The sequence below is a fragment of the Amycolatopsis sp. M39 genome, from assembly GCF_001651785.1.
In the GTDB taxonomy this organism is placed as follows: Bacteria; Actinomycetota; Actinomycetes; order Mycobacteriales; family Pseudonocardiaceae; genus Amycolatopsis; species Amycolatopsis rubida.
The window spans coordinates 167,994-181,988 of sequence record NZ_LWSF01000024.1 but is presented as its reverse complement, the minus strand read 5'-3'; the positions used below and the strand labels follow the sequence as shown (position 1 = coordinate 181,988).

Below are 13,995 nucleotides of genomic sequence, written 5' to 3'. Positions count from 1 at the left end.
GCGCATGACCGCGGGCAAGCCGCTGCGGGCCGACGCCCAGCGCAACCGCGACCTCCTGGTCGCCAAGGCACGGGAGATCTTCGACGCCGGCGAATTCTTCGACCTGCGCTTCGACGACTTCGCCAGCCTGGCCGGAGTGGGCACCGGCACGCTGTACCGCCACTTCCCCACCCGGGAGGCGCTGGCCGAGGCGGTCTACCACGGGGAAGTCGCCGCGCTGTGCGATCGCGCCCGCCAGCTGCGGGCCACGCTGCCCCCGGCGGAGGCGCTGGCGACCTTCCTGCGCGGCATGGTCGACCACATCGACGCCCACGAGGGCCTGGCCCGGACGCTGGCCACGCTGATGGCCGAACGCTCGAACGCCCTCGCCGGAGGCAGCCAAGCGCTTGAGCAGGCGGTCACCGACCTGGTGGCCGCCGCGGCAGAGGACGGCACCGTTCGCGACGACGTGGACGCCGGTGCCGTGCTGATGGCGCTGCACGGCATCGGCGCGGCCCATGACCGTCCTCGTTGGCGGGCCGAGGCCGACGATCTCATCACCCTCGTGCTGGACGGGCTGCGTCGGCCGGTGTGACCAGGCGCGAAGGCTCCGGTCAGCAGCACGGCGGCGATGCGGCCCCGGCGATCACGCGGGCGCACCGGCGAAGCTTCCGGACGCGGCTTCGCCAATCCCGCCAATCCCGCCGCTCCCGCCGAACTCCGCCCAAGTCCCGCGCTCATCCGCCGGGACCGGGCCGCGCACCGCCCGGCCCGGTCAGGAAGCCCGCAACAGCGGCGCCCTCCCCAGCGCCTCCCGCAGCCGGTCCAGCACCTCCTCCGCCGGACCCTCCGCCGTGCATCCCGCCGCCATCCGGTGGCCTCCCCCGCCGAACTCCGCGGCGGCCGCGGACACGTCGATGTCGCCGGCCGAGCGCAGCGAGACCGTCCACACTGGACCGGGCCCGGCTTCCTTCAGCACCGCTGCGACGCCGGCCTCCCGGGTAGCGCGCACCACGTCGATCACCGACTCCACCTCTTCGAGCCGCACCGTCGCCGCGGCGGCCGCGCGCACTACCGTGTGGACGAAGCCGAATCCTTGCGCCCCTTCGGGTTCCAGACGGGCCTCCGACAGGACCGTCGACAGCATCGGCAGCCACGCGAACGGGTGGTCGTCGACGATTCGGCGGGCCACCTCGCCCGGGTCGGCTCCGGCTTCCAGGAGGCGGGCGGCGATCCGGTGCGNCCCGCCGGAAGCCGCTGGTATCGGTGACCACCCCGGCGTACAGGCAGCGCGCGGCGGCCGCGTCCAGTTCGGCCCCCATCGCCTCGACGATCCGCGTGACCAGGATCGCCGTCGCTTCGGCGGTGTCGTCCACGACGTGGTGGGTGCCGTAGCGGGCGTTGGTCGCGTGGTGATCGACGACCAGGACCGAACCGCCCGCGTCGCGGACCGCGGCGACCCGCGGGGCGAGCCTGCCCAGGCGGGCCAGGGCCGGGGTGTCCAGCGCGACCAGCAGGCCGTCCGCCGGAGGGAGGGCGTCGACGGGAGTGATCAGGCCGTCGACGTCGAGCCAGGCCAGTGTTTCGGGGGCCTCGTCCGGCTCGCCGAAGGCGACTCGCACGCGCGCGCCGCGGCGATGCAGCACGTGGCCGAGGGCCAGCGCGCTGCCGAGGGCGTCCGCGTCGGGGCGGACGTGTCCGAGCAGCGTCACGTCGGTGGCCCGGGCCAGCACTGCGGCGGCGGCCTCGATGTCCTGTACCAGGGAAGCTGTCACAAAGTGTCACGCTACGCTCTGCGGGATGCCTGAGTACGTGATCCTCGTTCTGCCTTCCGCCAACCGCGTGTACGCCGCCTCGTCGCCGGCGCTGCTGCGCGCCGAACTGGCGGCCTTCGGCACCGCTCTTTCCGCCGAGGTGTCGGCGATCGAAGAGATCGAACTCGGCGGGGTCGGGTACGTGAAATTCGCCTGCGCGGCCCCGCTCGGCGAGCGCGACCTGGCGTTGCTGTCGAACCTGTCCTCGCTGTACGCCCTGTTCGAACTGGGCGACGGCGTGCTGCGGCCGGTCGCCGTGCATCCGCTGGCGAAGGCGGACTCCGACCTGCTGACCATCCAGAAGTACCCGGGCAAGACCAACGAGCAGTTCACGAAACTGCTGCTCAATCTCACCCTGCTGGCGACCTCGCGGCCCGCGGACTGGCCGGACCGCGAACTGCACGTGCTCGACCCGCTGTGCGGCCGCGGGACGACGCTGAACCAGGCCGTGATGTACGGCTTCGACGCCACTGGCCTCGACGTCGACGCGCGCGATTTCGAGGCGTACGAACAGTTCGTGAAGACGTGGCTGCGCACGAAGCGGGTGAAACACACCGCGGAGTCCGGGCAGCTGCGCCGCAACAAGGTCCGCCTCGGCCGCCGGCTGGACATCGAGTACGCGTTCGACAAGGACGACTACAAGGCAGGCCGCACCCGGCGGCTCAGCTACCTGAACGCGGACACCCTGACCACCGACGAGGTCCTCCGCCCGGCGTCGGCGGACCTGATCGTGACCGACGCGCCGTACGGCGTGCAGCATGGCAGCCACCGCGAAACCGGTCTGGCCCGCAGCCCGCGCGACCTCCTCGCCGCGGCGATCCCGGTGTGGAACCGGGTGCTGCGGCCGGGCGGGGCGCTCGGGATCTCGTGGAACACGCATGTGCTGCCGCGGGAGGACCTGGTGGCGGTCCTGGAACGGGCGGGGCTGGCGGTGCGGTCGGGCGGGCCGTACGAGGAGCTGGCGCACCGGGTGGACCAGGCGATCGTGCGGGATCTCGTGGTGGCGGGAAAACCGGCCTGAATCGATCGCGGAATAGCGTTACCGCGCGCAAGAATTGTTCACCGAAATGAGTGAACGAGGATTCGGCGCGAGCGAATTTCGCCGCTCATTGAACCCCCGGAGCTGACCGTTCACCGAAAGCACGGGACGGGAGTGGCGCGGCCGCGGCCAGGTCCGGCAGGCTCGGGCGAGAGATGGACACCACAGCGCACCCCACCCCGGCCCCGCTCTCCATACCCACGGCCGACCTGGCGACCCGCACTCCGGATCAGCTCGGAATCTTTCCCTTGAGCGACGACGGCCGGCACGGCCGCACGGTGCCGGAAACGACGATCTACTTCCCGCGCAAACACGACGCGGAGCTGGAACCCGTCATCGCGGCGGCCGCGGGCGGGACGAGCCGGATGGCCATCCTGGTCGGCGATCCGGCGACGGGGAAGAAACGTGCGTTGTGGGAGGCGATCCGCGCGAACGACGACGGGTCATTCCTCCTCCGCCACTGGAAGATCTGGCCAGGACTCAGCCCCTGCACGCCGGAAGAGCTGCTGGCGAACGAGAGCGGCCTGTCTCCCCGGACGGTGGTGTGGCTTCCGGCCGCCGAGCGGTGCCTCTTGTCCGGCGACAGCGAACTCGACGACCGGGTCGCCCGCTGTCTGCGCAATCTCCTCGGCGACGAAACCCGCGCCCCCTGCCTGATCCTGATCACCCTGACCCGCGAGAGCTGGAAAACGCTCAACGCGCCGTCCGGCCGGACACCGCCGGGCCTGCACCGTCCCAACGTCCAGCTGCTCCCGCGGCAGGGAACCGTCATCCGGGTGGACGAGTCCTTTACCAAGACCGAACTCGGCAAGGCGCGCGATTCCCCTGAACCGAGGCTGGCCGAAGCAGCGGCGAGCGCACCGGACGGCCGCGTGATCCAGACTCTCGTCGCCGAACCGGAACTTCGCGCACGGTACCGCGACGCGGGCCCGGAATCTCGCGCGCTGCTGGACTTCCTGATCGCGGCACTGCACGCCGGACACGGCCGATGGTTTCCGCGCGACGTCCTGCGTCAGGGCGCGCAAGCTTTTCTCGGAAGCCGCGCGCCCGATTCAGCCGAGTGGTTCGCCGAAGCGTTGAGCGAGGTGACTGAGCAGGTACCCGGCGGGGCCGCGATCCTGATCCGGAAATCCGGCGAGACGGCGGACTCGTACTGCCTCGCCCCCTCGCTCGAGCGGCATTTCGTGACCGGGGCGGCGAAGCTGGTCCTGCCGAACGAGCTGGTGTGGCCGGTGCTGCGCGAGAGAGCAGATCCTGAAAACTGCCGCGCCCTGGCGAAAGAATGCGAAAAACGCCATCTGCTGGAATTGAGCGCTCACTTCTTCTCCAGAGCGGCTGAGAACGGATGCCCGCGCGCACGCGCCGAACTCGCCGCGATGCTGGCCAGGGCCGGCCGGATCGACGACGCGATCAGCCAGTACGAAACAATCGCGCGGACCAGCGTCGATCCGGACCGCGTCGAGGACGCCGTCCGCGAAGGAGCCAGGATACTTTTCGCCGCCAAACGGCCCAAAGACGTCCTCGACTGGCTCGGCCCGCGCGCCGCCGAAGGAAACCGTTCCGCCGAGGTACTGGTCGCGGTAGCGCACACCCAGCTCAAGCGGCCGCGCAAAGCGCTGGCTATTCATCAGCGGCTCGCCGAGAAGGGAGATCTGCATTCGGCGGCGGTCGTGGCCGAGGGCATCGCGTCCCGGGAGGACTCCCCCCGGCAACGGCCTCGCCGGGTCCCGCTGACGCCGAAGGAGCGAGCCGAGGACCGGCAGTGTCGGCAGGCGCAGCTCGACGAAGCGGTCAGCTACCTGAGCGAGCTGGGCGAACGCACCGGGCTCGACCTGCTGCCGATGATCACGGACCTGACGGTCGACGCGGCCGGCCCCGAAGCCGCGGTCAGGATGCTCTCGGCGAAAGCGACCGAGCACGGCCGGCACGACGCCTATCTCCTCGGCGCTCAGGTGCTGGCTTCGGCCGGCCAAGTGGAAGACGCGCTCGACTGGGTCGCGACGGCGCGACAATACAACGTCCCGGGCGCGATGGCCGCCGCGGTGCGGGTGAACCTGAGCACAGATCTGATGACCGCACAGCGACTCGCCCTCGCCTGCGCGGCCGACGGCGATGCCGCACCGTTGATCGCCGTCGGCGACGCCTTCTCCGCCTCGGATCGTCCGCGGAAAGCACTCGACTGCTACTACGAGGCAGCCGAACACGAACCCCGTGCGCTGGGTGCCGCGGCCCTCGCTGCCGCCCGGCACGGTCTGTTCGACGACGCCGCCGGCTGCTACCGGACCGCCCAGCGAGCGGGCGGCGCCCCGGACCCCGCCGAGATCGCCCTGTTGCTCTGCCGCTTCGGGGAGGCCAGGAAAACCTCGGATTCCGAGTATTCCGAGCCGATCGCTCAAGCACTGAAGTGGTATGTCGGCACCGCCCCGCTGGTCGCCGGCGCGCTGGCTCCGGTCGCTCGGTACATCGCAGATGTCTACGCCAAGGACCTGGTCACGGCTTATCGCACGCGCGAGGACGTTTCCTGGAACCACGCGCTGCTCTGGGTCGCCGACGCGCTCGTCGACGCCGACAGCGTCCGCACCGACGGGACCGACCGGGCGACCGTGAGCGGATCCGGCGTGGAACTCGCGTCGTCGACCCTCCTGGTCGTGGCTTCCGGCCTCTACTCCGAAGCAGCCACCGCGGGATCGGTGCTGGCCAGAGAACGGGCTGTGCGCCTCTTGATAAAGCGGCAGAGCTTCGCGGAAGCGGCCCGGCTGCTCGATTCCACGAGCACCTGTCCACCGGCCCGGCTGCCCGGCCTTCGGGCGGAGGCTCTTGCCGGGCTGGGAGACCTGGCCGAAGCGGAGCGGATGATCGAGCAGCAGATCGCGGACGATGATTTCAGCTCCGCAGCGGGCGTCGCCCGTGGCTTTCTCTTGCACGGAAGACTCGACACAGCACCAGAAAACCGCGACAAGGCCCGGAAAAACCGCGACAAAGCGTGGGAACTCGCGGAGCGCGGAGTCCGCGGCGGCGACATCGAATGCCATGTCCTGCTGGCCGATCTCCGCCGCAACGCCGGCCAGCCGGGGAGGGTGCTCGACCTCTACTGCACCGCACTGGCCTACGGTCATCCGCGGGCGCGCAGACGCATCGAACACTACCTCGCGTCCTCGGAAAGCCCGGACTGGAACCACAAACAGTTCCGCAAGTACGGGCTCGATCCGCGTGGGGAAATCGCGGGAGGCTGGTCTGTTCCGGACTCCCGCGAGGCCGGGCGGTGAGGGGGGCGCGGCTCCCGATTCGCCGCCGCCTCCGGACGTTAGCCGTTGCCGGGGCCGCAGCGGCCGGGGCTGTCGCCGTGCTGTGGTTCCTGCTCGGGCCGTTCGCGTCCTGGGTCGGCGGTGCCGACGTCGCACGCCTCGCGGTCGCCGAGCGGGCCGCTGCCCTGAGCGGCATTCGCGGCCAGATAGCCGGCTTTCTCGCCCCGCTCGGCATCAGCGTCCCGGCGTGGGCGGCGGTCCGGAAACTTCTCCTCGACCGCGACAAGCAGGTCACCGATATCTACGCCACGGCGATCGGCCACCTCGGCTCCGAGCGCGCTTCGACGCGAGCAGGCGGGGTCCGGACGTTGGAAAGAATGTACGAGGATTCTCCTCGCGACCGGGCCCGGGTTGTCGAAACGCTTACGGACTTCCTGCGCAGTCACGGCGGAACGGGACAACCGCTCCCGCTGGACGTCAGAGTCGCACTGCGGGCGCTGCGCACTCATCCTCCTCCCCAGGGAGCACGGCTCGATCTCGTCCGCGTGCAACTGCCCGGCGCCGAGCTGAGGCTGACCGACCTTCGTCACGCGAACTTCGCCGCGGCGAAGTTGACCGACGCGGACTTTGCCGAGGCGCGGCTCGACTGCGCCGATTTCACGGGGGCGATCCTGACCTCGGCGGAGCTGGCAGGGGCGAAGTTGCCCACCGCGGCGCTCGATCGGGCCAGCTGCCGTCGGGCGAACCTGCGCGGCGCGGTGCTGACCCGTGCCAGTCTCCGCGGCACCGATCTGACCGAGGCCGTCCTGTCGGACGCCGACCTCAGCAATGCCGACCTGACCGGGGCGATCCTGGCCCGCGCCGACGTATCCGGCGCGGCGTTCGCGCACGCCGTGCTCGTCGGCGTCGACCTCGGATCGGTGCGCGGGCTCAACCGGGACGCGCTTCGGCTGGCCGTCACCGACGCCACCACGAAGCTGCCGCCGGAACCGGCTGCCGGGTAGCGCGCCGGCTCCCGGCGCTCGATCGCTGTCCACACCGGCAAGTAGCCGTGTTACCAATTGCCTACACAACCCCGGCTACCCGAACCGGCGATCCCGCTACGCCAGCCGCGGCCCGAGGAACCGCAGGACCTCCGGCAGGACTCCCCGCCAGTACTCCGAAGTGTGCTCCCCCGGCGTGATCCGCGAGACCTCCGGGCCGGCGCCGGCGATCAGCTTCCGGTTGGCCGCCAGGAACGGATCCCGGTCGCCGCACCACACGCCGAGGCCGCGGGTCGGGAGTTCGTCCGCGTGCCGCAGCGGTTCGGCGGCCGTCCAGTCGTTCTGGGACGCGAAGATGTGCCGGGACCGGGCTTCCGGCCAGGTGCGGAACAGGGCCGCGCTGCAGGTGGCCACCGCCGTCACGTCGCGGCGGTGGCGGGCGAGGTTCAGTGCTCCGAAGCCGCCCATGGAGATGCCGAGAAGTCCGGTCATCGGGCGGAGACCCGACTCGGACAGCCAGCCGGGGAGTTCGTCGGTGAGCATGCGGTGCGGGTCGTCGTCGCCGTCGGGCATCCAGTAGTGGCTGCCGTCGACCGCGGCGACCGCGAACGACGGGATGCCGGACCGGACCGCGGCGGTGAGGGCCGCGGGCAGGCCCAGGTCCAGGAACGTGCGGGCGTTCGACCCGCGGCCGTGCAGTGCGACGCAGACCGGCAGGCCGGTGCTCGGGACGCCGTCGGGCGTCATGAGCACCACGTCGACATCCCGGCCGCGGGCCGCGGAGTGCCTGCGGTGGATCGTGATGGACGCCTTCAGGGACGACGGGCTGGAGGCCGGGGCAGCCGGGGTCGGCGCAGCCACCGGGGCGGAGCGCCCGGTGCAGGCGGAGACGAGCGCCGCGGCACTGCCGAACAGCAGACCGCGTCGCGTGACACCGGGCTTTGACCGCATCGCTTCAGCCGCGCGTCTCCTCTTCTGCTTGCTCCTCGTCCTCTTCGGCACGAGGGGCCTTGTACGGGTCCGCCTCGCCCGCGGGCTGCGCTCCGGTCGCCCGCCGGGCCACCTCGGCGTCCGATTCGCGGGCCTTGGCGAGCAGCTCTTCGATGCGGCGGGCGTCGTCCGGGACGCTGTCCGCGACGAAGGTGAGCGTCGGGGTGTAGCGGACGCCGGTGCCCTGTCCCACCTTCGTGCGCAGGACGCCGCGCGCGGCTTCCAGCGCGGCCGCGGCGCTCGCGAAGTCCGGCTCCGCGTCGAGGCTTTCGCCGAGCACCGTGTAGTACACCGTGGCGTCGTGCAGGTCCGCAGTGACACGGGCGTCGGTGATGGTCACCGCGCCCAGTCGCGGGTCCTTGACGTCGTGTTCGATCGCCGAGGCCACGATCTGCGAGATCCGCTTGGCGAGCTTGCGTGCCCGAGCGGGATCAGCCATGGCTGAGGTCTCCTTCTCCGGATTTCCGGGTGTTCTAGTCGTCCGGGCCGAGCAGCCGGCGGCGCGCCGACAGCAGTTCGACCTCGGGGCGGCCCGCCGCGAACCGCTCGCACGCGTCGAGCACGTCCCGGATGTGCTCGCCGTCGGGGGCGACCGCGGCGACGCCGATGAGCGCGCGCCGGTGCAGGTCCAGATGTCCCGCCTCGGCGACCGAGACGGCGAATCGCTTCCGCAGTTCGGCCACCACCGGCCGCACCACGGATCGTTTCTGCTTCACCGAATGCACGTCGTCGAGCAGCAGGTCGAGCTCCAGGGCTCCGACAAACATAGGCAGCGAAGTTGTGCCGCGAGGGCGGTCCGGGGTGCGCGCCTGGCGCACCCCGGACCGGTCACTCACGCACGGGGCTTCTCCCGCTGTTCGTAGGTCTCGATCACGTCGTCGACCTTGATGTCGCTGTACGAGCCCAGCGTGAGACCGCACTCGTACCCTTCCCGGACCTCGACCACGTCGTCCTTGAACCGGCGCAGCGAGTTGATCGGCAGGTTCTGCGCGACGACGTTGCCGTCGCGCAGGAGGCGGGCCTTGGCGTTGCGCCGGATCTCGCCGGACATGACCAGGCAACCCGCGATCGTGCCGATCTTGGAGGACTTGAAGACGTCCCGGACCTCGGCGCGGCCCAGTTCGACCTCTTCGTACTCCGGCTTGAGCATGCCCTTCAGAGCCTGCTCGATCTCCTCGATCGCCTGGTAGATGACCGTGTAGTAGCGCACGTCGACGCCCTCGCGGGTGGCCCGCTCGGTCGCCTTGCCCTGCGCCCGGACATTGAACCCGAGCACGATCGCGTCGGACGCGGTCGCCAGGTCGATGTCCGATTCGGTCACGCCGCCGACGCCGCGGTGCACCACGTTCAGCTCGACGTCTTCGCCGACGTCCAGCTGCAGCAGCGCCGCTTCGAGCGCTTCGACGGTACCCGAGTTGTCGCCCTTGATGATCAGGTTGAGGCTGCTCGTCTCCTTCAGGGCGGAGTCGAGGTCCTCAAGGCTGACCCGCTTGCGGCGCGACGCGTTGAGCGCGTTGCGGGTGCGCGCGGAGCGGCGCTCGGCGATCTGCCGGGCGACGCGGTCCTCGTCGACCACCAGGAAGGTGTCGCCCGCTCCCGGCACCGAGGTGAACCCGATGACCTGGACCGGACGCGAGGGCAGCGCCTCGGTGACGTCCTCGTTGTGCTCGTCGACCATCCGGCGGACGCGGCCGTAGGCGTCGCCCGCCACGACCGAGTCGCCGACGCGCAGCGTGCCGCGCTGGACCAGGACGGTGGCCACCGGGCCGCGGCCGCGGTCGAGGTGCGCCTCGATCGCGACGCCCTGTGCCTCCATGTCCGGGTTGGCCCGGAGGTCCAGGGCCGCGTCCGCGGTCAGCAGGATCGCCTCGAGAAGCCCGTCGATGTTGATGTTCTCCCGCGCGGAGATCTCGACGAACATCGTGTCGCCGCCGTATTCCTCGGCGATGAGGTTGTACTCGGTGAGCTGCTGCCGGATCTTGTCCGGGTTCGCGCCCTCCTTGTCGATCTTGTTGATCGCGACCACGATCGGGGCCTTCGCGGCCTGCGCGTGGTTGATCGCCTCCACCGTCTGCGGCATGACGCCGTCGTCGGCCGCCACCACGATCACCGCGATGTCGGTCGAGTTCGCGCCTCGGGCACGCATGGCGGTGAACGCCTCGTGACCCGGGGTGTCGATGAAGGTGATCAGCCGCGGCACGCCTTCGAGCTCGGTCTCGATCTGGTAGGCGCCGATGTGCTGGGTGATCCCGCCGGCCTCGCTCTCGCGGACCTTCGTCTTGCGGATCGTGTCCAGCAACCGGGTTTTACCGTGGTCGACGTGACCCATGATGGTGACGACCGGCGGACGGACCTGCAGGTCCTCTTCGCCGCCCTCGTCCTCGCCGTAGGTGATGTCGAAGGTTTCCAGCAGCTCGCGGTCCTCCTCCTCGGGGGAGACGACCTGGACGACGTAGTTCATCTCGCCGCCGAGCAGCTCGAGGATGTCGTCCGACACCGACTGCGTCGCGGTGACCATCTCGCCGAGGTGGAACAGCACCTGCACCAGCGAGGCCGGGTTGGCGTCGATCTTCTCGGCGAAGTCGGTCAGCGAAGCGCCGCGCGGCAGCCGGATCGTCTCGCCGCTGCCCTTGGGCAGGCGGACGCCGCCGACGCTGGGCGCCTGCATGTTGTCCATGTACTCCTGGCGCTTCTGCCGCTTCGACTTGCGGCCCTTGCGCGAGGGCCCGCCGGGACGGCCGAAGGCGCCGGCCGTGCCGCCGCGGCCACCGGGGCCGCCGCGACCGCCGCCGCCGCGGAAACCGCCGCCGCCGGCCGGGGCGCCACCGCCGCCGCCAGGACGGAAGCCGCCACCGCCGCCACCGCCGCCAGGACGGAAGCCGCCGCCACCGCCGCCGCCACCGGGGCCGCCGCGGAAACCGCCGCCACCGCCGCCGGGACGACCGCCGCCGCCACCGGGACGACCGCCGCCGCCACCAGGACCGCCGCGGCCGCCTGCCGGTCCGGCCGGACGGGCGCGGCCCGGCATCATGCCGGGGTTCGGGCGCGGAGGCATGTTGCCCGGGCTCGGCCGGTTGCCGCCGCCCGGCCCGCCGGGACGCGGCGGACGCTCTCCGCCGCCCTGGCCGCCGCCCGGACGCGGGGGACGGTTGTCGCCGCCCTGGCCGGGGCCGGGGCGCTGGGCGGGCGGACGCGGGGCCGGGGAACCGGACCCGACGCCGAACGGGTTGTTGCCGACCCGCGGGGTGCGCGGACCGGGCTTCGGGCCGCCGGGCTTGGGGCCCTGCGGCTTGGGCGGCACGACCGAACCGGCGGACGACGAGTCCTGCTGCTTCGGGGCCGGCGTCGGCGCGGCGGGCTCGGCCTTGGCGGCCGGGACCTCCTGCGCCGGGGCCGGCTGGGCCGGGGCGGGCGGACGCGGACCGGGACGCGGGCCGCCGGGCTTCGGGCCCGGGGACGCCGGCCTGGCGGTCTGCTGCGGGGTCGGCTTCGCGGCCGGGGCCTGCTGCGCGGGAGCCGGCTGGGCCGGAGCCTGCGGAGCCGGGCTCTGCTGCTGGGCGGGCGGCTTCGGAGCCGCCGGAGCCGGCCGAGGTCCCGGAGTGGGACCGGGCTTCTTCCCGCCCTTGGCGGGGTAGGCGTCGCGGAGCCGGCGGGCGACGGGCGCCTCGACGGTGGACGACGCGGACTTCACGAACTCGCCCTGCTCCTTCAGCTTGGCGAGAACTTCTTTGCTGGTGATGCCGAGCTCCTTAGCGAGCTCGTGTACACGGGCCTTGCCTGGCACAGCTCTCCTCATCTAGGGGAGGCCAGGCGGGGACCCGCTGACCTCGTCCTTATCGTCGCGCGTTCATGGCTTCAGCTTCACGGCTGACTCATGACGGGTCGACCTGCTTCCTTGTTTCTCGCGACCCCGGGGTTGTCCCGGAATCGTTGTCCGCGGCGAACGCAGTGTGGTCGCGCAGCCCCGCGGTCTCGAGCGCGCCCTGGGCCCGAAGAGCCCGGGGGAACGCCCGCTTCCGCTCGGCTTTGGCCAGGCAGCCCGGCCCCGGGTGCAGCCACGCACCCCGGCCCGGCAGCCGCCGACGTTCGTCGACGACCAGCCGCCCGTCCGCCGCGACCACGCGCAGCAGTTCGCCGGTCAAGTCCCGTTTCCGGCAGCCGACACACGTGCGCACCGGCGACTGCCGGTGACGCTGGAGGTCGGGGGTGTCCCCAGTAGCCCTTCGCGGGTCTTGAACCGTTGTCGAGTCTAGCGCCTGCACCTTCAGTCGGCCGAACCGGTTGCCGCGGCGGGCCGCGCCTGGCCGGCGTGGTCTTGCTCACCCTCGGCGGGACCGGCCGGCTCGGCGGGGGCCGCGTCGCTGCGGATGTCGATCCGCCAGCCGGTGAGCCGGGCGGCGAGGCGGGCGTTCTGGCCCTCCTTGCCGATCGCCAGCGACAGCTGGAAGTCCGGCACCACGACCCTCGCCGTCTTGGCGCGCTCGTCCACGACACGTACCGAGACAACCTTCGCCGGCGACAATGCATTCCCGACGAACTTGGCCGGGTCGTCGGACCAGTCGATGATGTCGATCTTTTCGCCGGCCAGCTCGCTCATCACGTTGCGCACGCGCGCGCCCATCGGGCCGATGCAGGCGCCCTTGGCGTTGACGCCCGGGATGGTCGAGCGCACGGCGATCTTCGACCGGTGCCCCGGTTCGCGGGCGACCGCGGCGATCTCGACAGTGCCGTCGGCGATCTCCGGGACCTCCAGCGCGAACAGCTTGCGCACCAGGTTCGGGTGCGAGCGCGACAGCATGATCTGCGGGCCGCGGTTGCTGCGCGACACCCCGAACACGAACGCCTTGATCCGGGTGCCGTGCTCGTAGGACTCCCCCGCGACCTGCTCGGCCTGCGGCAGCACGCCCTCGGTGTCGCCGACCTGGATCACGACCATGCCGCGGGCGTTGGCGCGCGCGTCGCGCTGCACCACCCCGGCCACGATCTCGCCCTCCTTGGCGGAGAACTCGCCGTAGGTCTTCTCGTGCTCGGCGTCGCGCAGCCGCTGCAGGATGACCTGGCGCGCGGTGGTGGCGGCGATCCGGCCGAAGCCCTCGGGCGTGTCGTCCCACTCCTCGTCGACCTCGCCCTCGGGCGTGAGGGTGTGCGCGAGGACGCGGACGAGGCCGGTCTTGCGGTCGATGTCGATGCGAGCGTGCGGCTGGTGGCCCTCGGTGTGCTTGTACGCGGTGAGCAGCGCGGTCTCGATGGCCTCGATGACCGTGTCGAAGGGGATGTCCTTGTCCCGTTCGATCGCCCGCAGCGCGGCGATGTCCACGTTCACTTCGACTCCTCCTTCTTGTCCTTGTCGTCCTCGCCGGCGCTGTCGTCCGTCAGGGCTTTGAGGTCTTCGGCGGGCGGTTGCTTGAATTCGACTTCCACCACGGCCTTCGCGACGGATTGGTAGTGCACGTCCTTGATCCGGCCGTCGGCGAGCACGCGCACGCTCTTCTCGCCGGCGTGCCCGACGCGGCCGAGGTAGGCGGAGCCTTCGACGGGCGTGATCTTGACGAGGCGGAACCGGGCGCGCCGCCAGTGCCGCCGCTGGGTGAGCGGCCGGTCGAGGCCCGGCGAGGTGACCTCGAGCGTGTACGCGCTCGCCAGCACGTGCTCGTTCTCGTCGAGTGCGGCCGAGACGGTGCGGCTGACCTCGGCGACCTCGTCCAGCCCGACGCCGTCGTCGGAGTCGACGACCACCTTCACCAGCTGTCGCCTTCCGGCTTGCTGCACCTCGAGCGAGTCGAGGTCGAAACCCGCGGTCGTGACGGCTTCGGCCACGATCGGCTCCAGCCGGCTGGCGAGTTCGTTGGGCACGTGGAGCACTCCTGTTCGGCCTGTTGGTCGGTGAAGGTCAAGCTTATCCTGCGCCCCCGCGAAGACGCGCGAGCGGCGGCGCACCCGGGGGG

The 13,995-nt window shown here is 71.5% G+C and carries 11 protein-coding genes and 1 pseudogene; 4 read left to right on the top strand and 8 right to left on the bottom strand.

Annotated elements, in window-relative coordinates:
• The first annotated feature begins 4 nt into the window (after positions 1 to 4).
• The gene (locus A4R44_RS35610; RefSeq protein ID WP_067590731.1) at positions 5 to 574 is read left to right on the top strand and encodes a TetR/AcrR family transcriptional regulator; all 570 of its coding nucleotides are present in this window, start codon (positions 5 to 7) and stop codon (positions 572 to 574) included.
• 180 nt (positions 575 to 754) lie between these two features.
• Here the strand turns inward: A4R44_RS35610 and A4R44_RS35605 are convergent.
• A pseudogene (locus A4R44_RS35605) lies at positions 755 to 1,754 on the bottom strand (bifunctional oligoribonuclease/PAP phosphatase NrnA).
• Between the two features lie 25 nt (positions 1,755 to 1,779).
• Here A4R44_RS35605 and A4R44_RS35600 point away from each other — a divergent pair.
• The 3 genes from A4R44_RS35600 (at position 1,780) to A4R44_RS49510 (ending at position 7,081) form a co-directional block, all read left to right on the top strand.
• Positions 1,780 to 2,814 carry a TRM11 family methyltransferase gene (locus A4R44_RS35600; RefSeq protein ID WP_067590728.1) on the top strand — a complete coding sequence of 345 codons (1,035 nt, stop codon included), beginning with the start codon at positions 1,780 to 1,782 and terminating at the stop codon, positions 2,812 to 2,814.
• A 266-nt stretch (positions 2,815 to 3,080) separates the two neighbouring features.
• Complete coding sequence (locus A4R44_RS49515; protein ID WP_161269410.1) at positions 3,081 to 6,098, top strand: hypothetical protein; 3,018 nt, start codon at positions 3,081 to 3,083, stop codon at positions 6,096 to 6,098.
• Between the two features lie 77 nt (positions 6,099 to 6,175).
• Entirely contained in the window at positions 6,176 to 7,081 is a 906-nt protein-coding gene (locus A4R44_RS49510) for a pentapeptide repeat-containing protein (protein WP_067590724.1), read from the top strand.
• Between the two features lie 96 nt (positions 7,082 to 7,177).
• Here A4R44_RS49510 and A4R44_RS35585 read toward each other — a convergent pair whose 3' ends face one another.
• From A4R44_RS35585 to rimP, 7 genes are all read right to left on the bottom strand, one after another.
• Positions 7,178 to 8,011: an alpha/beta hydrolase family protein gene (locus A4R44_RS35585; protein ID WP_067590722.1), complete on the bottom strand. Its 834-nt coding sequence runs from the start codon at positions 8,009 to 8,011 to the stop codon at positions 7,178 to 7,180.
• Between the two features lie 4 nt (positions 8,012 to 8,015).
• On the bottom strand, positions 8,016 to 8,489 hold the full coding sequence (gene rbfA / locus A4R44_RS35580) for a 30S ribosome-binding factor RbfA (RefSeq protein WP_009080499.1): 474 nt from the start codon (positions 8,487 to 8,489) through the stop codon (positions 8,016 to 8,018).
• Between the two features lie 34 nt (positions 8,490 to 8,523).
• Positions 8,524 to 8,817, bottom strand: coding sequence for a DUF503 domain-containing protein (locus A4R44_RS35575; protein WP_067590720.1), 294 nt, complete (start codon positions 8,815 to 8,817; stop codon positions 8,524 to 8,526).
• Positions 8,818 to 8,882: 65 nt separating this feature from the next.
• Entirely contained in the window at positions 8,883 to 11,834 is a 2,952-nt protein-coding gene (infB, locus tag A4R44_RS35570; RefSeq protein ID WP_067590716.1) for a translation initiation factor IF-2, read from the bottom strand.
• A gap of 88 nt (positions 11,835 to 11,922) precedes the next feature.
• Entirely contained in the window at positions 11,923 to 12,192 is a 270-nt protein-coding gene (locus A4R44_RS35565) for a YlxR family protein (RefSeq protein WP_369806006.1), read from the bottom strand.
• Between the two features lie 122 nt (positions 12,193 to 12,314).
• Positions 12,315 to 13,373 carry a transcription termination factor NusA gene (nusA, locus tag A4R44_RS35560; protein WP_067590710.1) on the bottom strand — a complete coding sequence of 353 codons (1,059 nt, stop codon included), beginning with the start codon at positions 13,371 to 13,373 and terminating at the stop codon, positions 12,315 to 12,317.
• Positions 13,370 to 13,903 carry a ribosome maturation factor RimP gene (gene rimP, locus A4R44_RS35555; RefSeq protein ID WP_067590915.1) on the bottom strand — a complete coding sequence of 178 codons (534 nt, stop codon included), beginning with the start codon at positions 13,901 to 13,903 and terminating at the stop codon, positions 13,370 to 13,372. Before rimP ends, nusA begins: the two co-directional genes overlap by 4 nt.
• Positions 13,904 to 13,995 lie beyond the last annotated feature (92 nt).

Coding starts and splice junctions, on each gene's coding strand:
- A4R44_RS35610 (WP_067590731.1), top strand. CDS start 5: ATGACCGCGGGCAAGCCGCTGCGGGCCGACGCCCAGCGCAACCGCGAC.
- A4R44_RS35600 (WP_067590728.1), top strand. CDS start 1,780: ATGCCTGAGTACGTGATCCTCGTTCTGCCTTCCGCCAACCGCGTGTAC.
- A4R44_RS35585 (WP_067590722.1), bottom strand. CDS start 8,011: ATGCGGTCAAAGCCCGGTGTCACGCGACGCGGTCTGCTGTTCGGCAGT.
- rbfA (WP_009080499.1), bottom strand. CDS start 8,489: ATGGCTGATCCCGCTCGGGCACGCAAGCTCGCCAAGCGGATCTCGCAG.
- A4R44_RS35575 (WP_067590720.1), bottom strand. CDS start 8,817: ATGTTTGTCGGAGCCCTGGAGCTCGACCTGCTGCTCGACGACGTGCAT.